Origin of the sequence: Kitasatospora sp. NPDC058170 (assembly GCF_042883905.1) — a bacterium.
GTDB lineage: Bacteria > Actinomycetota > Actinomycetes > Streptomycetales > Streptomycetaceae > Kitasatospora.
In genome coordinates this window covers 26,380-47,155 of sequence record NZ_JBHVUV010000041.1, presented here as the reverse complement: position 1 = coordinate 47,155, position 20,776 = coordinate 26,380, and the positions used below count along the sequence as shown (strand labels likewise).

The window sequence follows — 20,776 nt, the reverse complement described above, 5'->3', positions numbered from 1 at the left end:
ACCCCTCACCAGCCGGAGGGCGGTTCGGGTTGGGCTCCGGTGCCTGGGGAGTCCGTCCGATCGGGCGGATCGGGCGGACTCCCGGCGCCGCGCCGGCCGCGTCCGCGGCCCGGCGGTCAGGTGTGCTCGGGGCTGCCCGTGATGACGGTGGTGAAGACCAACTCCCCGCCCTGGTGCCCCGTGACGGTGGTGACCAGCGCGTTGGCATCGTCGCCCGGGGTGAACCGGGCGGTGACGACGGTCGGTTGGTCGTGTTCGGCGTAGCGGTGGTAGGTGATCGCGGCCCCGGTGGGCGTGATGGTGGTCGGTGTGGTGAGCGCGTTGGTGGCCTGCCGGGCGGCCTCCAGCAGGACCATGCCCGGGATGTGGTCGTTGGCGTGGTCGAACAGTATGGGGTGCCGGGGGTTGGGCGTCAGCCTCCAGGTGTCCGGCTCCCCGGTCGGTGCGAGGATGACGTCCCGGGGGTCGATGCGTCCGACCGTGCCGGGGGCGAGCGGCATCGGCTCCGGCTGAGACATCGGCTGGGACGTCAGCTGCGACATCGGCTGTGACATCGGAGGCGCGAGCGGGTCCGGGTGCGGGTCCTGGTGGGCCGCACGCTGTGGGCCGCGCAGGCGCCGGTAGGTCGCGGGCGGGACGGTGGTGAACTTGGTGTACCCCGTGGCGGCGACGTGGTCCCCCCGGAGCAGGGTGGTGGTGAGCATGAAGTCGACGGTGGTCCGGGTCTTGCGCGGCTGCGCCGTGACCTCGGCCGTGATCGTCAGGTCGGTCGGTGCGGCGCCGATCGAGAGCTGTCGCGGCCGGGTGGTGTAGCCGAGGTCCCACATCAGGAAGTGGTGGTCAAGAGGCACCCCGAACTGGGTGTGCGCGAGGTAGAGGCCGACCTGCCGGACGGTCTCCGCGGTCTGGAGCGGGTCGTGCCGCACCCCGTCCGGGCTGGTGAAGAAGGTGTGCGCCCGGGGCCATTGCGCGGTGACCGTGAAGGTGGTGTCGTCCTGCTGCCGGCAGCCGGTGAGGAAGACCTCGGCGTGGCAGGCCCGGTGGACGTACTCCTTGGGCACCGTGGTGGTGAGCCGGGGCGCCTGGCCGAGGACGGTGGCGGGCGCGGAGGCAGGGAGGCGGTAGGCGAGCAGGGTCATGGGAGCGCTCCGGAAGGCCGTGGTGGGCGGGATGGGGGCTCAGGGCTCGTAAGATACGTACCTACCGGTTTGGTTTTCAAGGCGCTTGGAACAAGGTTCGTTGGCGCCCGAGCGCAAGCAGAACGTTGCTGTGCGTGCCGACCGGACCGCTCGTGGAGGTGTCCGTGCGGCCCGTAGAGCCCATGTGACCTGGGGCGAAAGTCTGTTCTGTTCGGGCGTCGGGCCGTTGCGGCGGCTGGATGCTGCGTATTCGACCGGATGGGAAGTGGGGGGCGGCCTTCCGCTACGGCCGACCGGCGGAGCCTCCTTAATCGGTTGCGTATGAATACCGCTTATGCGGTTTCCAACCGACGGCCGTCGGCACGCGAGGGTCGGCACCGCCGGGGTGTCGGGAGTCCCGGGTGGGTAGGGTGCGGGGTGGTCGGTTTGGTTTGCTCGGGTTGTGGTGGCGGGGTGGTCGTGGTGGTGCGGCAGGAACGGGCGATGCGGACGCGTCGGGTGATCCTGGAGGCGGCGGCGTCGGTTTTCGACGAGTTCGGCTATGAGGGCGCGACGATCGGTGAGGTGGTGGCGCGGGCCGGGGTGACCCGTGGGGCGGTGTATTTCCATTTCGCGTCGAAGCGGGAGCTTGCGCAAGGGGTGGTGGAGGAGCAGTTCGTCCAGAACGCGATTCCCGAACGCGCCTGCAAGCTTCAGGAGTTCGTGGACACCGGAATGGTGGTGGCACATCTGATGCCGCGCGACCCGCTGTTGTCGGCGGGAGCCCGGTTGTCCTTGGGACAGGACGATTTCGGGGACCTGAACGGCGGTGCGATTCCGGGGTGGATCGCGCGCCTGCAGAGCTTGCTGGAGGAGGCGGCGGAGCGCGGCGAGCTGCTGCCGCACGTGGTCCCGGCGGACACGGCGTGGCTGGTGACGGGGGCCTGGACGGGCGTGCAGATCCAGTCGCAGAAGCTGTCGGGCCGCGCGGACCTGGAGCGCCGGATCTCGGGCCTCTACCAGTTGCTGATGCCGAGCGTGGCCGTTCCCGGGGTGCTGGGTTCGCTGGACCTCGGACCGGACCGGGGGGCCCGGGTGGTCGCGGAGATGGCGGACCCGGGGGCCGACGAGGCCGCGGCTGCGGGCCCGGGGGCCGAGGAGGAGGTCGAGGGCCGGCGCGTCGGGTGACTCCTCGCAGCTCGCCTGCACCGCAGGGTCCGGGATGTCCGCACGGGCCGGGATGTCCGCGCGGGCCGGGATACGCGAGCGGTCGGGATGTCCGAGCGGTGTGAGACATTCCCGCTCGTGACGAGCGAGACGAACGACCCCCTGGCCGGCCTGGACGCGATCGACTGGGCGGCCCTGGAACACGCCTACGGAGCCGCGGACGATGTGCCGGGGCAGCTCCGGGCCCTGTGCGGGCCGGACGCGGACGGACGGCAGAAGGCCCTGCACGGTCTGTACGGAAACATCTTCCACCAGGGCAGCCGCTACCAGGCCTCGGCCACGGCGGTGCCGTTCCTGGCGCGCCTCGCCGCCGATGCGGCACTGCCCGGCCGGGCCGAAGCCCTGCAACTGCTGGCCTCGCTGGCCGTCGGCTACGACGAGTCGCACCTGCCGGCCGGCGTGGACATCGCGGAGTGGCGGCGCGAGATCGCGGAGCTCAGGGCGCAGGACCCGGCGGAGGTGCGTGCCGGCTACGACGCGTGGGTGGCCGAGGCGCCGGACGAAGGAGAGCGCCGGGTCCGCGAGCTGCGGCGCTCGATGTTCGACTACGACCACCAACTCCAGTCCGCGGAGGCGGAACTGGGAGCCTACGACGCCGTCCGCCGTGAACTGCCGGGCCTCTGTGCGCTGCTGGCCGACGGCGATCCGGAGGTGCGCGCCGCGGCCGGGTACGTGCTGGCCTGGTTCCCCGAGGAGGAGGCGCGCACGCTGCCCGAGCTGCTGCGCCTGCTCGACCGTGAGACGACCCCCGCTGTCGTGGCCACCGCACTCGTGGCAGCCGGGCTGCTGGGCGACACCGCTCTGGTCGACCGCCTGCGGCCGTTTCTCAGGGCCGGTGAGCCGGCCGTGCGGTGGGCCGCGGCAACCGCCCTGGCGCGCCTGGGCGGTACCGGGGCCGAGGCGGCGGTGGGAGCGGAGGTGCTGACGGAACTCGCGGCCGCCCAGGCGGACCCGCCCGAGCCCGGCCCGCCCGGCATCCCGTTCCACGACGGCGACCTGCGTGCCCACGCTGCCGCCAGCCTGACCCAACTGGCCGACCGCTACCCGGCCGAGGCGCTGGTGGCCGTGACGGAGGGTCTGGCCGCCACCGGCGGTCCTGCGAGCTTCGCGGTCGCCGAGGCCGCCCTGCGGCTGGCCTTCGGCCCACAGGGCTCCGACGGCCGGCCGGCGTTCGCGGACCTGGAAGACCGGCAGCAGCGGCTGATCCGCGTCCTGGCCTCGCTCGATGCGGGCACCTGGCGGTGGGTGAACTTCCTGGAGATCCTGCGCTTCTGGGGCCTTCCCCAGGAGCGCGCCGCGATGCGCGCCTACGCGGGAATGCCCGCGGAGTAGCGGCGTTCCCGGAGCCTCGGTGCTCACCGGAGGTGAGGGGGCTCCGAGGGCTCGGAGACCGCCGGCCGCGGCGTCATGCGCGGTACGGACTGGCCGGTGGGCGGTGTCGGTTCACCGCTTGCCGGCCAACCGCGCTCCGGATTCCGCGCACCGGATTCCGCCCACCGGCGACCGCCTGTCGGCCGAGATCCGAACGCCGGGGAGGCGGAGAGCGCGCGCCCCGGGCCTGTCGGCATGCGCCGAATCCCCGAGGGTCCAGGCCTCGTGCGGGCGGTTCCGGCGGCGGCAGCCGCAGCCGCAGCCGCGGGCCTCGGCCGGGGTGCCGCCGAAGGTGTATTCGCCGTTGTCGGGGGCATCGAACCTGCGATATCGGATGGTGTCAGTTCGCACCCGGTCAATGGTTCGGCCGGTTCCGTGCGAAATACCGGGCCGCGGTCCACCGGGCTGTCGTCGAAATCGATCATCAGCAGCGGTGTACTCGGTAGTGGACCGGGCCCGGCGTCGCGCAGGCATACCCGTCCCGTAGCCGGCTCCGCGGCCCGGTCCGGCCGGGCCCGACCGTCCGAAGCGCCCCTCGACCCGGGGTCGGGCTCGGCGGGGCGGCGACCGTCGCGGCTGCGCGGAGGGGTCAACGCCCTTGGGTGCGGGGCAGGTTGTTGCCAGGTAAACAAACAGCGCGTTCGGTTTTGTATTGACAAACCGTCTGTCCTGTTTTTGAATCGATGTAGGTGCCCGGGTGGTTGTGGGGAGTCAGGCCGGCACCCGGGTGCCTCCGGTGTCCCATCTCCCGTGTCTGCGTACCGCGTTCGGCGTGCCGGCCTCCCGTGTCCGGTGTCCGTGTTCTCTGGGTTTGTTGTGATTGGGGTGGTGGTTGTGGAGGTTCGGGTGTTGGGGGCGTTGGGGGTTCGGGTGTGCGGGGTGTCGGTGGTGCCGTCGGCGTCGAAGCCGCGGCAGGTGTTGGGGTTGTTGGCGTTGCGGGCGGATCAGGTGGTGTCGGCGGGGGTGTTGGCGCAGGAGTTGTGGGGTGGGCGGCCGCCGCGGAGTGCGCGGACGACGGTGCAGACGTATGTGCTGCAGTTGCGGGATCTGATCGCGCGGGCGTTGGTGGAGGGTTCGGGGTCCGGGGTCGGTGCTTCCGGGTCTGGGTCTGGGGTGGGGGTGGGGTGTGCGAAGGATGTGTTGGTGACCTCGCCGGGGGGCTACATGTTGAACAGTGGTGGGGGGTTGGTGGATGTGAGGGAGTTCGAGCGGTTGGCGGGGTTGGGGTATCGGGCGATGGACGGGGGTGATTTTCCGGGCGGGGCGCGGTTGTTGGGGGAGGCGTTGGGGTTGTGGGGTGGTGGTGCGTTCGAGGATGTGGTGGTGGGCGGGGTGTTGGGGGTGGAGGCGCGTCGGTTGGAGGAGACGCGGTTGTGTGCGTTGGACCAGCGGATCGAGGCGGATCTGCGGTTGGGGCGTCATCGGGTGCTGTTGGCGGAGTTGACGGTGCTGGTGGAGCGGTATCGGACGCATGAGAACCTGCACGGTCAGTTCATGGTGGCGTTGCACCGGTCGGGGCGTCGGGGTGAGGCGTTGGAGGTGTATGCGCGGTTGCGGGGGACGTTGGTGCGGGAGTTGGGGATGGAGCCGTCGGTGTATCTGCGGCGGTTGCAGCGGTCGATTCTGATGGCGGCGCCGGATGGGCCGTTGGAGCGGGTGGGCGCCGGTGCGGGCGGTCCGGGCGCGGGCAGTGCGGGCGCGGGCAGTACGGGTGGCGCGGCCGCGGCGGGAGAGTCCGCAACGGCCGGTGGTGGAAGGTTCGTTCAGGTGCGGTAGGCCCGGGGCCGTCCCTCGCCTCCGGGTGGGGACAGCTGCGGACGCGGGTGTCTGGTGGTGTGGCCGGTGGCGGCCGAGGCTTCGGGGGTCGCCTGACAGGGCGGCCCTCTCTTTTTCTGTGGTTCCGGTGTGAGGGGTTGTGGGTTCGTGATGCAGGAGAGGTCGGAGCGGACGCGGGGGCGTCTTGTCGAGGCAGGGGCGGTGCAGTTCGACCGCTCGGGATACGCGGGGGCGACGCTGGGCGGGATCGCCGGCGCCGCGGGAGTGACGAAGGGTGCGCTGTACTTCCACTTCGCCTCCAAGGAGGAGTTGGCGCGGGCTGTGGTGGAGCGCGCGGAGGCGGCGGTGCGCGGAGGCTGCACCGCGGGCGCGGGCGTGTCGCCGCTGCAGGGCCTGATCGACGCCGGGTTCTGGCTCGTCCGGGTACTGGAGTCGGACGTGGTGGTACGCGCGGGCTTCCGGCTGGGTCGGGAGGAGGAGCTGTGGAGCGGCGGTGCGACGCTCGCGGGCTCCGGGGTGGGGGGCCTGCACGGCGTGTGGGCGCAGATGGTCCGAGAGCTGCTGGCCTCGGCGCGCAGGACCGGTGAACTGCGGGCGCGCTCGGGCGGGGTGGGCGTGGAGTCCCTGGCGGTGGCGGCGGCCTGCGGCCTGGAGGTGGTGCACGGCAGCGGCTGCGGCGGTGAGGAGCTGGCCCGCCGACTGGGGGCCCTGTGGGAGTGGCTGCTCCCGTGTCTGGTCCCGCCGGGCGCGGTGGGCGGCTACCGCACCTCCGCCCCGCAAAGCACACCCGGGCCCTGAGCCGCCGGCACCGGCCGGATCGGTGGTACCGGTCCGCCTCGGCCTCGGCCGGGCCTCGACGGGGCGTGCAGGCACCGGCGTGGAGAAATCCGTTCGCGGACAACGGCCCTGACGAACGACCATGGTCGAATGAATGATCAACCTGCACGATGGACCCAGGCAACCGTCTACCCCGACATGTGGGCCGACCCGGACAACGACCCCCGCAACAGTGAGGGACCTGGTCCGGACGGCGAGCTCGCGACGCTGCAGGACTACCTGTCGGACTACCGCATCACCTTGCGGATGAAGTGCGAGGGCCTGGACGCGGAGCAGTTGGCCCGGCGGTCGGTTCCGCCGTCGACGATGTCGCTGCTCGGGCTGGTGCGGCACCTCGCCGAGGTGGAGCGGGACTGGCAGAACTGGATCGGCGACGGTGACCCGCTGCCGAAGCTGTACGGGAAGCGGGACGCGGATTTCGACGGGGCCGTCGCCGATCAGGCCGAGGTCGACGCGGCGTTCGCCGATCTGGCGCGCGAGCAGGCCTCGACCGACGCCGCGCTGGCCGCGCACCCGGATCTGGGCGAGCGGGTGGGGAAGGACCAGATCACCGTCCGGTCGCTGCTCGTGCACCGGATCGAGGAGTACGCCCGGCACTGCGGCCACGCCGATCTGTTGCGCGAGTGCGTCGACGGAAGGGTCGGCCAGTGAGGTCGCTCCCGGCGAACTGAGACAACTGCTGGGAACTGAGGCAAACGCTGCGAACGCGGGTGCGGTGCGTCAGCCGATGACCGGGTCCTCGACCACCTGGACGAGGACCCGGCTCCGGACGCCCCTCGGGGTCGGGGCCGGACAGGCCGACCGTGGTGGCCAGAGCAGCGGCCAGTGCTGTGACCGCGTACGTTCACCGGGTTGGTGGTCCCTGCCGTCAGGAACTGAGCTTCTGGCGCACTGATCCGCGGTGCTCAGCTGACCGGTCCCGTCGTCGCGTGCGGCCCTACCGCCGGTTCGAGCAGTGACAACGTCCGCTGCTGCGCATCGAGGCCGGCGCGAATGCCGACCGGCATCGGCAGATTCGGGCCGGCATGCCCGAAATCGACGTTGCCCAGGACCGGGATGTCACGGTCGCCGAGGACGTCGAGGACGATCTCGGGCAGGGTGGGGGACGCACCGGGCTCGAGTCCGCTGATCTCGCGCGGAACGCCCACGACCATGCCGGAGATCCGATCGAGGATGCCGCTGTGCCGCATCACCTGCAGATAGCTCCACACGTGCGATGCCAGGCCGCCCATCTCCTCCCAGAACAGCACCGCACCGTCGAACCGTTCGAGCGGCAGCGCGAATCGCGTCGCCTGCGCCAGCACGATGCGATTGATCACCCCGCCGATCAGCGGCCCTTCGACACGACCGGGACGCCAGCACTCCCACGACGGGCTCGGCGGCAGCGCACCGATCGCCTCGGTACCGGTCAGCAATCTGGAGTAGAGCTTCTCGAGTTCCGCTTGGCGCGCCACGGGCGCGGACTGCCAGTGTCCGCCGAAACCGGGGACGGCCATGTCGGCATGGAACCCGACCAGACCCGTGCGCGCATGGAGCACCAGGTGCAGCAGCGAGATGTCGCTGTGGCCGAGGATCGGCTTGGGGTCGGCCCTGATCGCCTCGACGTCGATCAGGTCGAGGTAGCCGAGCGCCGTCTGGCCGCCGTCACTCGCGACGATCGCGCGCACCTCGGGATCACGCAGAAGACCATTGAGCTCCCCGGCGATCTCCGCCGGCGTGGCCGCGCTCCACCAATGGTGGCGTCCTGCTTCGAGCAACGGAGCCCGACGCACGCGGAATCCCATCCGCTCGAGCACAACCACCGTCTGCTCGACGTTGGGCTCGTAGGCGGCCGGCAGCGGACCGGACAGCGATGCGATGACAACGAGGTCTCCGGGCCTCAGGGCGCGCGGTCGGAGCAGTTGAGGCAGTGCGGAACCAGTCATGGCGTCAGTGTCGCCGGTGCCTTCGGTGGGGTCACGCGACTTTCGCCGGCCGTCCGCCCCGGCGCAGGCCCTTCCCGCTCCGGACGCGGGCTCGCGTACCGGATGCCGGAGGGGTGTTCGGGCGCACTACCGCACCGCCCGGCTGGAGCAGGTCCATGTGGACGGTCGCACCGACCTCGACGGTGTGGGGGAGCCCGACTACGCCGGAGCGCTGCTGACCCCCGCCGAGCGGCGTGAACTCGTCCGCAACCGTTGCCTGTTGCGTACCCCCGTCAACGCCGGAGCGCTCGCCGCCCTCCCCGGCTGGGAGGTGGAGCTGGACCCGTTAGACTGGCGGGTGCCCGACTCGGCGGTGCGACCCGTACCGTGATCGGTCGGGCCGCTCGTACCGGTACCGCCGGGACGCCGGGTCAGTGCGTGGGCTGCGGTACGGCGCCGGCGATGACGGTGGCGATGGCCCGGTGGACGGCCGCGGGCTCCGGCGGGGTGCCCGTACGGTCGGCGAAGAGCATGTGCGCGGTGCCGATGAGGGTGGGGGCGAGGGCGTCGATGTCGCTCGTGGCGGTGATGCGGCCCAGTTCGCGCTCGGCGGCTAGGTAGGACGCGATCATGGCCGTGGCCTCGGTGAGCAGCGGGACGCCGGTGGGCGCGGCCTCGCGCAGCCGGGCGCGCAGGCTGTCGCGGGAGGTGACGAGGCTGACGATCGCCACGGCGACCGACTCGAACAGGTCGGTCAGGGCGGTGCTGAGGTTCTCGGCGACGGTGCCGGTGCCGGCGAGGTCCTGCAGGTCGGCGGCCTGGCTGCGGATGCGGGCGGCGCGCTCCAGGACGAGGTCGGCGAGGAAGGCGTCGAAGTCGGCGAAGTGCCGGTGCAGGACGCCCTTGGCGCAGCCGGCCTCGGTGGTGACCGCGCGGCTGGTCAGCCCACTGGGCCCGTCCTGGAGCAGGACGCGTTCGGCGGCGTCGAACAGCTGCTCGCGAGGGTCGCGGATGGCTACGCCTGTCGGCACGGTGGGTCTCCTTCGGTGGTTGCCATGCCCGCCCTCCGTCGGCGAGTGGGCATCCGCCCTGGTGAATGGGCATCCGCCCAGTCATAAGGGGCGCATGCCCACTGTACCGCCGGGGCCGGGAGTGCCGCTCGGTGCGTGAACTCCTCCGATCTGTGCACGAACAGCCCTGGCTGTGGCAGGTGGCGCAGTCGTGCGGCGCGGGCCCGGCGCCCTTGCGTCGTCGGCGCCACCCGGCCCGATCCCGCAGCGGCCGGAGCGGGGTGGCCGGTGGTGTACTGTGGCGGCAGCTGTCTGTGACCGTCTGCTATCAGGGGAGGTGGGACCCAATGACCGGTGTGCTGGAGCGGGTGCTCCCCGTACGCGGTCGGGCCGTTGTGGCGCCGTTGTCCTAGCCGCTGCCCTCGGGCGTGGCGATGGGACTGCTCGGTGCCGGGGTGGCGCGTTCCCCCGGGGAAGCCCCAGGTTGATTCTTCCTTTGCCTGAGGGGTTCTTGTGTCGGTTTTCTCTTCCTCCCTGCTGCGATCCTCGGTGGCGGCCCGGTTGCGGGCCGCAGGGTGTGTGTTCGCTGAGGACGAAGCGCGGGTCCTGCTCGAGGCGGCCGAGTCGCCGGCCCAGTTGGCGCTGATGGTGCGCCGTCGGGCCGAGGGCCGACCGCTGGAACACGTGGCGGGATGGGCGGAGTTCTGCGGTCTGCGGATCGGTGTCGACGCGGGCGTGTTCGTGCCCCGGCGGCGCAGCGAGTTCCTGGTGAGCAGCGCGGCGGCCCTGGTGGGCGAGGGCGCGCTGGTGGTGGATCTGTGTTGCGGCAGCGGCGCGTTGGGCGCGGCGGTGGTGGCGGCGGTCGGGCGTCCGGTGGAGCTGCACGCGGCGGACGTGGACGCGGCGGCGGTGCGGTGCGCGCGGCGCAATCTGGCGGGCGTGGCGGCCGGCGTGTACGAGGGGGACCTCTTCCGGGCGCTGCCGGACGCGCTGCGCGGGCGGGTGGAGGTGCTGATCGCGAACGTTCCCTATGTGCCGAGCGCCGACATCGAGTTGCTGCCCGCGGAGGCGCGCGTGCACGAGGCACGCCCGGCGCTGGACGGCGGTGCGGACGGGCTGGAGGTGCTGCGCAGGGTGGCGCGTTCGGCGCCCGAGTGGCTCGCGCCGGGTGGGGCGCTGCTGTTCGAGACCAGTGAGCGCCAGGCGCCGACGGCGCTGGCGGTGGCCGGCGAGGCGGGCCTTTCGCCGGTCCTGGGGTGGTGCGAGGACCTGGACGCGACCGTGGTGACGGCGACCCGGGCCTGACCGCGCTCCGAGCCGCCGGGTGCTGCCGAGCTGATGGCGGACTGCCGGTGGTCGGGTTCCGGTGGTCGGCTGCCGGTGTTCCCGTCGGGTCGCCGGTTCGTCGGTTCGTCGGGCGGGGGATTGCGCCTTCCTGGGGCGCGAGGGCCTGTCCGGGGCCAAGGGCGCGGGGAGTCGTGGCCGGCGTGGACAGGCAGTTTCGAAGGGGAGCCGTCAGGACGGGCGGCCCGGCTGTCGCGCTGGTGGTCCGGCACTCCCGGACGGGCGCGGGGTGGCCTGCGTGCGCAGAGCGGCAGTTGACCGGCAGCTTGGGCGCGTGCGGTTTCGCCGGTAGGCGTCGGGGAAGCCGCCGTGCTTTCCGGGCGCGGCGCGGTGGCGCGTATTCGCTCGCCCGCGTCATCTCTTCGTTGACACCCGTCACACGCCCCCCGCAGGATTCACCCGCCTCGCACAACTGAGAGGGACTCACTCCACCTTTCAGATCAGCGAGTTCGCCCTGCCACAGCCGCTTTTCGGAAGGATCCTCCTCGATGCGCCGCACCGCAGCACTGTTGATGACCTCGCTTCTCGCCTCGGCCGCCGCGCTGGCCGTGCCGACCGCCGCTCAGGCCCGGACCCTGGTCGACCCGCCGACCACGGGCTCGTGCGTGGCCTACCCCTCCGGCCCGTTCGGCGTCGGCGTCTGTGGCGGCCTCGAACCCCGTCGGGCCTGGTCCGTCTGGGCCAAGTGCCAGTCCGGCATCACCGTCAGCAGCGGCCTCCGGCTCGGGGACGGCACCGCCACCGCCAACTGCGGCAGTGGCCGGGTGTACTCCACCTGGGTCTCGATCGGCCCGATGCTCCCGTAGTGGTGTGCCGTCGCCCGGCGGCCACTCGCGCACGGCGGCTACGCCAGGCGCGGCAGGAGGCGGCGGTGCTGCTCGGCTGAGCCCGCCCGGAGGCTCGGCGCGGTCGGGAGTGGACGGCGGCCGACAGGGTGACCGTCCGCCCCGCCCGCCCAGGGCGCCGGGCGGGGGTGGCGTGCTAGAACCGGCGACGGGCGCGCATCCGCGCCCGTGTCACCGTGCGACCCCATGCCACCGGCCACTCCTTGGGAGACCCATGTCCGCCGCACGCACCGCACGCACCGCCCGTACCGGTCCCGTCCGCACCGGTTTTGTCCGCCTCCTGCTCGCCGCCCTCGCCGCCCTGGCTCTCCTGCTCTCCGGTGCGGCGACGGCGGCCACCGCCACCGCCGCGACCACCGCCGCGACCACCGCCGCGACCACCGCCACCGCCGGAACAGCCACCGTCACCACGGCGATCACCGGGCTGGACGGCACCTGGGCGTGTTCGGTCCCGACCGGGTACGTCTACGACCAGGTGAGCCAGTCCACCCAGTGCAGCTCGGGCAGTTGGACGGCGCCCCGGTTCCACCTGCGCACCCCGGTCGACGGGCTGACCGCCTGCACGTCCGCGCCGGGCTTCGTGTACGACTCCGTCACCTTCACCTACGGCTGCAGCCAGCAGTCGAACGTCCCCGCCACGACCTACCACCTGCGCACCCCGGTCAACGGCCTCACCGCCTGCACGTCCGCGCCGGGCTTCGTCTACGACTCGATCACGTACACCTACAACTGCAGCTTCCAGCCGAACGTCCCCGCGACCACGTACCACCTGCGCACCCCGGTCGACGGCCTCACCTCGTGCACCGCCAACCCCGGCTGGACGTACGACCGGATCACCTACACGACGACCTGCAGCATCCAGCCGGGCGTCCCGGCGACGACCTTCCACATCCGCGTCCCGGTGAGCGGCCTCTGGGCCTGCACCATCCCCTCCGGCTTCACCTACAGCGCCACCACCCAGAACACCGACTGCAGTTACAACCAGGGCACCCCGTCCACCAAGTACCTCCTGCTCGGCTGAGCCCGGCCGCACCGGTGGAGCAGGACGCCGGCCGAGCCGCCCTGCCCTCCTGCTCCACCCCGCCGCCGCAGCCCGCCGGAGCCGGCCGCAGGGCCGGCGCCGCCCGGGCGGGCGGGCGGGTCAGCAGACCGTGATGCCGATCAGGCAGGTGTCGTCGTCGGTGTCGGAACTGCTGTACCGCAGCAGGTGGTCGAGTCGGCGCTCGAGCTCCGTGAGGCCGTCCGCGGTTCCGGCGGTGGCCCCGACGGTGGTCAGCAGGTCGGCGAGGGACTCCTCCAGGGAGCGGTCCCGGCGCTCGATCAGGCCGTCGGTGTACATCATCAGGGTGTCCCCGGCCCTGAGCCGGATCTCGCCCTCCTCGTAGTCGGCCTGGTCGATCGCACCCAGCAGGATCCCGGCCACGGTGGGCAGTTCGGTGGCCCGGCCGTCGCGCAGCAGGACGGGGGGAAGGTGGCCCGCCCTGGCCCAGCGCAGTGCCCGGGTGCGCGGGTCGTACAGGGCGCAGATGGTCGTCGCCGTCACGTTGTCGGTCAGATGGTGTGTCACGGTGTTGAGCCAGCCCAGGAGTTGGCCCGGTCCGGCGCCGGTGGCGGCCAGGCCGCGCAGGGCGTTGCGCAGGGCGACCATGCCGGTGGCGGCCTCGATGCCGTGTCCGGCGACGTCGCCCACGCACAGCAGCACCTGGCCGGTCGGCAGGGCGAGTGCGTCGTACCAGTCGCCGCCGACCAGGTGGTCCTTCTCGGCGGGCCGGTAGCGCACGGCCACCCGCAGGTCGTGCAGGTCCAGCGGGCCGCGGCTCGGCGGCATGATGGCGTGCTGCAGTTGCAGGGCGAGCCGGTTGCGCTCGGCGGCCTGCTGTTCGGTGTGGGCGAGTTGGTCGCGGGTGGCGGCGAGCGCGACCTCGGTCCAGTGCTGCGCGGAGACGTCCTGGTAGGCGCCGCGGACGGCGGTGATGCGGGCGTCGGCGCCGAGGACGGGTTCGGCGACGACCCGGATGTGTCGGGCGATGCCGTCGGCCCGCTGCAGGCGGAAGGCCGTGGAGGCGGGCCGCTGGTGGTGCAGCAGGGTGCGCAGGAACCGGCCGATGGTGTGCTCGTCGTCGGGGTGCGCGTGCGCGGGCAGGTGTTCGAGCGGAATGGGCTCGGCGTTCGGCGGCAGGCCGTGGAGGTCGAACAGGGTGTCGTTCCAGGCGATCTCGCCGGTGCGCAGGTTCTCCTCGAACCCGCCGATGCGCCCGAGGCGTTGGGCGTGCTGCAGCAGGCTGGCGACGCGGGCGGCGCCGTCCTCGGTCCGCCAGATGACGACCGCGCTGGTCCCGTGGCGGCTGACGCTCACGCTGGCCCGGGTGGTCAGCGGGACGCCGTCGACCAGCGCGGAGAGGTTCATCCCCGGTGAGCGGAACGACTCGCCGGTGGCCAGGACGTACTCGATCTTCTCGAAGAGGCCGCCCGGCTCGGCGGCCAGCGGGTAGGCCTCCAGCAGCCGGGCGCCGACGATGGCGCTGCGCGGGCGGCCGGCGAAGTCCTCGAAGCTCGGGTTGACGTGCCTGATGAGGTAATCGCGCGCCCGGCCGGCCGGGTCGAGGTCCGGGTGCATCACCAGGCAGGGGTCCTGCAGACCGTGGACCAGCTCCAGCAGGTCGGCCGTCTGCGGGTCGACGCCGCTGCCACCGCCCCCGGTGGCCGGATGCGCTTCCAGAGCGGTGGCGCACAGCTCGGCCAGGGCCTCGAACTGCCGGTGCAGGGACTGCGACTGCGCAGGCATGCGGCCGCTCCAGCAGACCTCCAGGACACCGGTGATCCGGCCGCCGGATCCGGCCGGTACCGCCAGCCGTCCGCCGCCGAACTCCCGCTGCCCGATGGAGGGGAGGCCCGACGCGGCCATCGACTCGTAGGCCGCGAAGGCCCGTTCGGTCAGCGCGCGGCGTGCCGGGACGGGAACACCGGGAGGGACATGGCGCCAGCGCAGCGCCTCCTCGTCGGCGAACCCGGCACTTCCCGCCAGGGTCAGGGACTGGTCGGAGTTGGCCGCCCAGATCGCCACCGCCTGCGCCCCGAGCGGCCGCACCGCGTGCTCCAGCACCGACTGTGCCACCGCCTGGACATCGGAGGCGCCCAGCGCCCCCGTCTCGGCGCTGCGCAGCCGAACGCCCACCGACGGCTCGCCCGCGGAGACCACGAACTCGCGGGCGAGCTCGGCGATCCGGTCGTGCGAGGCCTGGTTGACCAGGTCGGCTGCCAACTCCAGGACGGACAGCGTCGACTGGTCGGCCAGGGTGTCGAGTTGGCGGCCGGCCTCGGCGGGGGAGACGCCCAGGCGCTCGACCAGGATTCCCTTGGCGAGCTCGACCAGGGCCCGTCCGTCCGCCTGTTCCTGCGCCCGGGTGAGCTCGCGGCGCAGGCGGTCGACGGTGGACGTCAGCCGGCCCACCGCGCCCCCGCCGGCGGGCGGGGGCGTCCGCTCGGCGGGGCGGTCGGCCGACCCGCGCTGTGCCACGGCCGAGGGGCGGGGCCCGGCCGGGCCGGGCGCGGTGGTGGATTCGGGCCGGGCCTGTGGGTGCGGCTGCCCTTCCGCGTCCCGAGGCTGTGGCGCGTCGTGCATCGGTGTCTCCTCGGTCGGCGGCGGTTCAGTGCGGCGGCGGTTCAGTGCGGTGGTGGTTCAGTGCGGTGGTGGTGCGGTCGGCGGTGGTGCCGCCGGCGATGGTGCGGGTGGTGGTGGTGCGGTCGGCCGCTACGGCCGCAGCCACCGTTCGAGCCGGGCGATCAGGTCGACCGCGTCGACCGGCTTGGTGACGTAGTCGGTGGCTCCCGAGGCGAGGCTCTTCTCCCGGTCGCCGATCATGGCCTTGGCGGTGACGGCGATGATCGGCAGGTCCGCGTGCTCGGGCATCGCACGGATGGCGGCGGTGGCGCTGTAGCCGTCCATCTCCGGCATCATCACGTCCATCAGGATCAGGTCGATGTGGTGGTGCCCGGTGAGGACCTCGATCGCCGCGCGGCCGTTCTCGGCCTGCAGCACCCGCATGCCGTGCAGTTCGAGGATCCCGGTGAGCGCGTAGAGGTTGCGGTCGTCGTCGTCGACGACCAGCACCGTCAGCCCGGCGAGCGCGTTGTCGACGTCCGGGGGGAGTGCGGTGGCCGGATCCCCGGTGCGCACCAGCGGCAGCACGTCACCGGGCTGGTCGGCGCTGAGGTGGAGGGTGATGCGCTCACGCAACTCGTCGAGACTGGAGAGCAGTTCGAGCGGCTGCAGGGTGGCCCGCTGCTGCAGGAGACGCTCCTGCTCGGCGCCCAGTCGACGGTTGTTGTGCGCCAGGACCGGCACGCCGTGCAGGGCGGCGTCCCGGGCCATCTCCTCCAGGAAGTGCAGGGCCGCGCCGCCCGGCAGGTCGAGTTCGAGCACCACGCAGTGGCACGGTGTCGCGGCCAGTGTCGTGGCCGCCTCCTGGGCGCCGACCGTGGTGATGACCTCCACCGGGGCCCGTCGGTCCCCGAGGTCCGAGGAGCCCGCGAGGTCGGCGACGGCGCTCTCCGCGACCAGCGACAGCAGACCGCGCGGCCGCTCCTCGACGACGAGCAGCCGCTTGGGCTGAGCCGCCGGGGGAGCCGCGGGCGCCGACACCTCGTCGCGGGCGCCCGCGGTGGCGGCCTCGGCCGTCCCGGCTGTCCGGCCGGTCCCGGCCTCCAGTGCCGCCGGCGGGTTCTGGGTGTTCAGCTCGACGAACTCGGCCCGGGCGGCGGGCAGGTACAGCGTGAAGGTGCTGCCCCGGCCCGGCACGCTGTCCGCGGTGATCGCACCCCCGAGGAGGAAGGCGATCTCCCGGCTGATCGACAGGCCCAGGCCGGTGCCGCCGTACTTGCGGCTGGTCGTCCCGTCCGCCTGCTGGAACGCCCCGAAGACGCTCTCCAGATGCTCGGGCTCGATCCCGATACCGGTGTCCACGACGTGGAAGGCGATCACCGGACCGTCCTCGCGGCGCGCGACCTCCGGCACCTGCGCCTCGTCCGCCACCTCGATCCGCAGCGCCACCCCGCCGCGTTCGGTGAACTTGACCGCGTTGGACAGCAGGTTGCGCAGCACCTGCCGCAACCGGTAGTCGTCGGTCAGCAGGTCCACCGGCAGCGCCGACGCGGTCTCCACGGCGAACCGCAGGCTCTTCTGGCTCGTGAGCGGCCGGAAGGTGGCCTCGACGTAGTCGAGGAGCTTGCGCAGCGGGATCCGCTCCGGGGTGATGTCCATCTTCCCCGCCTCGACCTTGGACAGGTCGAGGATGTCGTTGATCAGCTGCAGCAGGTCGGAGCCCGCGGAGTGGATGATGCCCGCGTATTCGACCTGCTTGGCCGTCAGGTTCCTCGTCGGATTCTGCGCCAGCAACTGGGCGAGGATGAGCAGGCTGTTGAGCGGGGTGCGCAGCTCGTGGCTCATGTTGGCCAGGAACTCCGACTTGTAGCTGGAGGCGAGCGACAGCTGGTGTGCGCGGTCCTCCAGCTCCTGGCGGGCCTGCTCGATCTCCAGGTTCTTGGTCTCGATGTCTCGGTTCTGCGCCGCGAGGAGTGCCGCCTTGTCCTCCAACTGGGCATTGGACGACTGCAGTTCCTCCTGGCGTGCCTGCAACTCCTCAGATCGGACGCGGAGTTCGGAGGTCAGCCGCTGGGATTCGCCGAGCAGCTCGTCGGTGCGGGCGTTGGCGACGATCGTGTTGACGTTGACGCCGATGGTCTCCATCAGCTGTTCGAGGAAGGCGAGATGGACGGTGGAGAAGGTCCGGACGGTGGCCAGCTCGATGACGCCGAGGACCTGCCCCTCGACCACGATGGGCAGCACCACCAGGGAGACGGGCGCGGTGCGGCCCAGGCCGGAGGAGACGCTGAGGTAGCCGGGCGGCAGGTCGTCGACGGCGATCGTGCGCCGGCTGCGCGCGGCCTGGCCGACGAAGGACTCGCCGAGCTCGAAGCGGGTGGGCGTGGCGCCCGCCGGAAAGGCGTAGGAGCCGATCAGGTTGAGGAACACGGTGCCGGCGCTCTCCTCGGCGAGGTAGAAGGCGCCGCACTGGGCCGAGACCAGGGGGGTCAGCTCATCCATGATCAGTTCGGCGACCACCGTGAGGTCGCGCCGGCCCTGCATGAGCCCGGAGATCCGGGCGAGGTTGGACTTGAGCCAGTCCTGTTCCTCGTTGGCCCGGGTGGTCTCGCGCAGCGACTCCACCATGAAGTTGATGTTGTCCTTGAGGTCGGCGACCTCGCCGGAGGCGTCCACGGTGATCGACCGCGTCAGGTCGCCCTCGGCGACCGCACCGGTGACCTCCGCGATCGCCCGGACCTGGCGGGTGAGGTTGCCGGCCAGCTCGTTGACGTTCTCGGTCAGCCGCTTCCACGTGCCGGAGACGCCCTCGACCTCGGCCTGGCCGCCGAGCCGGCCCTCGCTGCCGACCTCGCGGGCCACCCGGGTGACCTCCGCGGCGAAGGCGCTCAGCTGGTCGACCATGGTGTTGATGGTGGTCTTGAGTTCGAGGATCTCGCCGCGCGCGTCCACGTCGATCTTGCGGGTGAGATCGCCCCGGGCGACGGCCGTGGTGACCTGGGCGATGTTGCGGACCTGGCTGGTCAGGTTGTGGGCCATGAAGTTGACGTTGTCGGTGAGGTCCTTCCAGGTGCCGGCCACGTTCGGGACCCGGGCCTGCCCGCCGAGCGTGCCCTCGGTGCCCACCTCGCGGGCCACCCGGGTCACCTCGTCCGCGAAGGCGGAGAGCGTGTCGACCATCGTGTTGATGACGCCGGCCAGCGCGGCGACCTCGCCCTTGGCCTCCACGTTGATCCGCTGCGAGAGGTCGCCCTTGGCGACGGCGGTGGCCACCTGGGCGATGGAACGGACCTGGCCGGTGAGGTTGGAGGCCATCACGTTGACGTTGTCGGTGAGGTCCTTCCACGTGCCGGAGGCGCCGCGGACGGTCGCCTGGCCGCCGAGGTTGCCCTCGGTGCCGACCTCGCGGGCCACCCGGGTCACCTCGCCGGCGAAGGACGAGAGCTGGTCGACCATCGTGTTGATGGTCTCCTTGAGCTCCATGATCTCGCCGCGGGCGGTGACGTTAACCTTCTGTGACAGGTCGCCCCTGGCGACGGCGGTGGCCACCTGGGCGATCGAGCGGACCTGCGCGGTGAGGTTGCCCGCCATGAAGTTGACCGAGTCGGTCAGGTCGCGCCAGGTACCCGAGACGCCCTTGACGTCGGCCTGGCCGCCCAGGATGCCCTCGGTGCCGACCTCGCGGGCCATGCGGGTCACCTCGTCGGCGAACGCGGAGAGTTGGTCGACCATGGTGTTGACGGTGTTCTTGAGTTCGAGGATCTCGCCGCGGGCGTCGACGGTGATCTTCTGGGAGAGGTCGCCCTTGGCGACGGCGGTGGTGACCTGGGCGATGTTGCGCACCTGGTCGGTGAGGTTGCCAGCCATGAAGTTGACCGAGTCGGTCAGGTCGCGCCAGGTGCCCGCGACTCCCGGTACCTGGGCCTGGCCGCCGAGCCTGCCCTCGCTGCCGACCTCGCGGGCCACCCGCGTCACCTCGCCCGCGAACGCGGAGAGTTGGTCGACCATGGTGTTGACGGTGTTCTTGAGTTCCAGGATCTCGCCGCGCGCGGCGACGTCGATCTTCTGGGAGAGGTCGCCCTTGGCGACGGCGGTGGCGACCTGGGCGATGTCGCGCACCTGGCTGGTGAGGTTGCCCGCCATCGCGTTGACGGAGTCGGTCAGGTCCTTCCACGTCCCCGAAACGCCGGGGACCTCCGCCTGTCCGCCGAGCTGCCCCTCGGTGCCGACCTCCCGGGCGACCCTGGTCACCTCGGAGGTGAACAGCGAGAGCTGGTCGACCATGCCGTTGAACACGGTGGCGATCTCGCCCAGCAGGCCGTCCGCGTCGTCGGGCAGCCGGGTGCCGAAGTCGCCGTCGCGTACGGCGGTCAGGCCGGCCAGCAGGCGCCGCAGGTCCGGTTCGCCGACCTGCGCGGTGCCACCGCTCGGGGGGTGCTGCGCCTGGTCCTTGGTCGTGCCAGCCATCGGGACGTGGCCTTTCTCGTAGAGCGCCGGGCCGTGGGCCCGCCACAGTCAACGCCCGACCCGGCTTCGAACGCGGCCGGGGGCCGTGCCGAAGCCGTGCCGGGCACGCGTCCGTACCGTCCAGGACCGGGACCGGGACCAGGACCGGGTTCCGGGATCGGGACCGGATTCCAGGACCAGGATCAGGACCGGGTTCCGGGACCGGGTTCCGACGGGCGGCGGGTCAGGCCTCGGCCTGGAGTTCGGCCCGCAGACCGGTCAGGATCCGGCTGAGCAGCCGGGACACGTGCATCTGCGAGATGCCCAGTCGGCGGCCGATCTCCCCCTGCGTCAAGTCGGCCCCGAAGCGCAGCGAGAGGATGGTGCGGTCCCGCTCGGGCAGGGCGGCGAGGACCGGTTTGAGGGCCTCCAGGCAGAGCACGGTCTCGAAGGCGCCCTCCTCCTGCGCGATCCGGTCCGTCAGCGCGGTGCCCCCGTCCGTCTGGTCCCTGCCGGGCGCCGGGGCGTCGAGGGAGGCTGCGCTCTGCGCCTGGGAGGCGATCAGGCCCTCGCGCACCTCGTCCTCGGTCAGCCCCAGATGCGCCGCCAACTCGCCCGGGGTGGGGGCGCGGTCGAGCAGTTGCTCCATCGCGTCACTGGTCTTGGCCAGCACCAGGCGCAACTCCTGCAGGCGGCGGGGGACGTGCACCATCCAGCCGGTGTCGCGGAAGAACCGCTTGATCTCCCCGCTGATGGTCGGCAGTGCGAACGTGGAGAACTCGACCTCGAACGACGGGTCGAAGCGGTCGATGGCCTTGATGAGGCCGATCGTGCCGACCTGGAGCAGGTCCTCGAAGGGTTCCTTGCGGTGGCTGAATCGGCTCGCCGCGAACTTCACCAGCGCCATGTTCAGCTCGATCAGGGTGCCGCGCACGTACGAGTACTCGGCCGTGCCCTCCTCCGCCGCGCGCAGACGGACGAACAGCACCTTGGAGAGCTGGCGCGCGTCCGTCGGGCACACGGCCGCCGGCTGGTCCGCCTCGATTCCGAGGCTCGCCGCCATCCGGACGAAGTCGGTCGGGCGGGTCACCTCATCGACGGTCGCCACCGCATCGACGGTTGGGTCATCGGCGATCGCGTCATCGCTGGTCGCGGCAGGTGCGGTCGAGCCGTGGGCCGCAGGGTCGTTGACGCGGTCACGGGTCGACATGCGGGACACGACGCTCGGCATGCTCTCTCCTCTGCTGGTGGTCACCCGCTCCGGGCAGCACGACTCGCCTGCCCGGCCTCACCCGGA

Annotated in this window: 15 protein-coding genes; 9 read left to right on the top strand and 6 right to left on the bottom strand. The window is 72.1% G+C overall.

From position 1 onward, the window contains the following. Positions 1 to 116: 116 nt before the first annotated feature. Positions 117 to 1,139 carry a ScbA/BarX family gamma-butyrolactone biosynthesis protein gene (locus tag ACFVVX_RS34000; protein WP_387951424.1) on the bottom strand — a complete coding sequence of 341 codons (1,023 nt, stop codon included), beginning with the start codon at positions 1,137 to 1,139 and terminating at the stop codon, positions 117 to 119. Between the two features lie 453 nt (positions 1,140 to 1,592). Between ACFVVX_RS34000 and ACFVVX_RS33995 the strand changes: the two genes are divergently transcribed. The 5 genes from ACFVVX_RS33995 (at position 1,593) to ACFVVX_RS33975 (ending at position 6,980) form a co-directional block, all read left to right on the top strand. Continuing rightward, entirely contained in the window at positions 1,593 to 2,306 is a 714-nt protein-coding gene (locus ACFVVX_RS33995) for a ScbR family autoregulator-binding transcription factor (RefSeq protein WP_387951423.1), read from the top strand. A 117-nt stretch (positions 2,307 to 2,423) separates the two neighbouring features. After that, positions 2,424 to 3,677 carry a HEAT repeat domain-containing protein gene (locus ACFVVX_RS33990; protein WP_387951421.1) on the top strand — a complete coding sequence of 418 codons (1,254 nt, stop codon included), beginning with the start codon at positions 2,424 to 2,426 and terminating at the stop codon, positions 3,675 to 3,677. A gap of 873 nt (positions 3,678 to 4,550) precedes the next feature. Further along, positions 4,551 to 5,492, top strand: a complete 942-nt coding sequence (locus tag ACFVVX_RS33985) for a BTAD domain-containing putative transcriptional regulator (RefSeq protein ID WP_387951459.1) — start codon at positions 4,551 to 4,553, stop codon at positions 5,490 to 5,492. 150 nt (positions 5,493 to 5,642) lie between these two features. Continuing rightward, positions 5,643 to 6,290: a ScbR family autoregulator-binding transcription factor gene (locus ACFVVX_RS33980; RefSeq protein WP_387951457.1), complete on the top strand. Its 648-nt coding sequence runs from the start codon at positions 5,643 to 5,645 to the stop codon at positions 6,288 to 6,290. Positions 6,291 to 6,419: 129 nt separating this feature from the next. Beyond that, on the top strand, positions 6,420 to 6,980 hold the full coding sequence (locus ACFVVX_RS33975) for a DinB family protein (RefSeq protein ID WP_387951419.1): 561 nt from the start codon (positions 6,420 to 6,422) through the stop codon (positions 6,978 to 6,980). Positions 6,981 to 7,234: 254 nt separating this feature from the next. Here ACFVVX_RS33975 and ACFVVX_RS33970 read toward each other — a convergent pair whose 3' ends face one another. Then, positions 7,235 to 8,254 (bottom strand): LD-carboxypeptidase, encoded by a 1,020-nt coding sequence (locus tag ACFVVX_RS33970; protein WP_387951417.1) that lies wholly within the window; start codon positions 8,252 to 8,254, stop codon positions 7,235 to 7,237. Between the two features lie 157 nt (positions 8,255 to 8,411). Here ACFVVX_RS33970 and ACFVVX_RS33965 point away from each other — a divergent pair, with 157 nt between their 5' ends. Next, the gene (locus tag ACFVVX_RS33965) at positions 8,412 to 8,624 is read left to right on the top strand and encodes a hypothetical protein (RefSeq protein WP_387951416.1); all 213 of its coding nucleotides are present in this window, start codon (positions 8,412 to 8,414) and stop codon (positions 8,622 to 8,624) included. Positions 8,625 to 8,664: 40 nt separating this feature from the next. On the opposite strand, the gene ACFVVX_RS33960 is transcribed toward ACFVVX_RS33965, so the two are convergent. After that, the gene (locus ACFVVX_RS33960) at positions 8,665 to 9,264 is read right to left on the bottom strand and encodes a TetR/AcrR family transcriptional regulator (RefSeq protein WP_387951414.1); all 600 of its coding nucleotides are present in this window, start codon (positions 9,262 to 9,264) and stop codon (positions 8,665 to 8,667) included. A gap of 558 nt (positions 9,265 to 9,822) precedes the next feature. Between ACFVVX_RS33960 and ACFVVX_RS33955 the strand changes: the two genes are divergently transcribed. From ACFVVX_RS33955 to ACFVVX_RS33945, 3 genes are all read left to right on the top strand, one after another. Next, a complete protein-coding gene (locus ACFVVX_RS33955; RefSeq protein WP_387951412.1) occupies positions 9,823 to 10,548 on the top strand; it encodes a putative protein N(5)-glutamine methyltransferase in 726 nt (241 codons plus the stop codon). 527 nt (positions 10,549 to 11,075) lie between these two features. Next, positions 11,076 to 11,393: a hypothetical protein gene (locus ACFVVX_RS33950; protein ID WP_387951410.1), complete on the top strand. Its 318-nt coding sequence runs from the start codon at positions 11,076 to 11,078 to the stop codon at positions 11,391 to 11,393. A 253-nt stretch (positions 11,394 to 11,646) separates the two neighbouring features. After that, positions 11,647 to 12,453 (top strand): hypothetical protein, encoded by an 807-nt coding sequence (locus tag ACFVVX_RS33945; RefSeq protein WP_387951408.1) that lies wholly within the window; start codon positions 11,647 to 11,649, stop codon positions 12,451 to 12,453. A 120-nt stretch (positions 12,454 to 12,573) separates the two neighbouring features. Here ACFVVX_RS33945 and ACFVVX_RS33940 read toward each other — a convergent pair whose 3' ends face one another. The 3 genes from ACFVVX_RS33940 to ACFVVX_RS33930 all read right to left on the bottom strand — a co-directional run bounded on the left by ACFVVX_RS33940 (position 12,574) and on the right by ACFVVX_RS33930 (position 20,710). Then, entirely contained in the window at positions 12,574 to 15,054 is a 2,481-nt protein-coding gene (locus ACFVVX_RS33940) for a SpoIIE family protein phosphatase (RefSeq protein ID WP_387951406.1), read from the bottom strand. 129 nt (positions 15,055 to 15,183) lie between these two features. After that, positions 15,184 to 19,500: a HAMP domain-containing protein gene (locus tag ACFVVX_RS33935; RefSeq protein WP_387951404.1), complete on the bottom strand. Its 4,317-nt coding sequence runs from the start codon at positions 19,498 to 19,500 to the stop codon at positions 15,184 to 15,186. A 223-nt stretch (positions 19,501 to 19,723) separates the two neighbouring features. Next, positions 19,724 to 20,710: a SigB/SigF/SigG family RNA polymerase sigma factor gene (locus ACFVVX_RS33930; RefSeq protein ID WP_387951403.1), complete on the bottom strand. Its 987-nt coding sequence runs from the start codon at positions 20,708 to 20,710 to the stop codon at positions 19,724 to 19,726. Positions 20,711 to 20,776 lie beyond the last annotated feature (66 nt).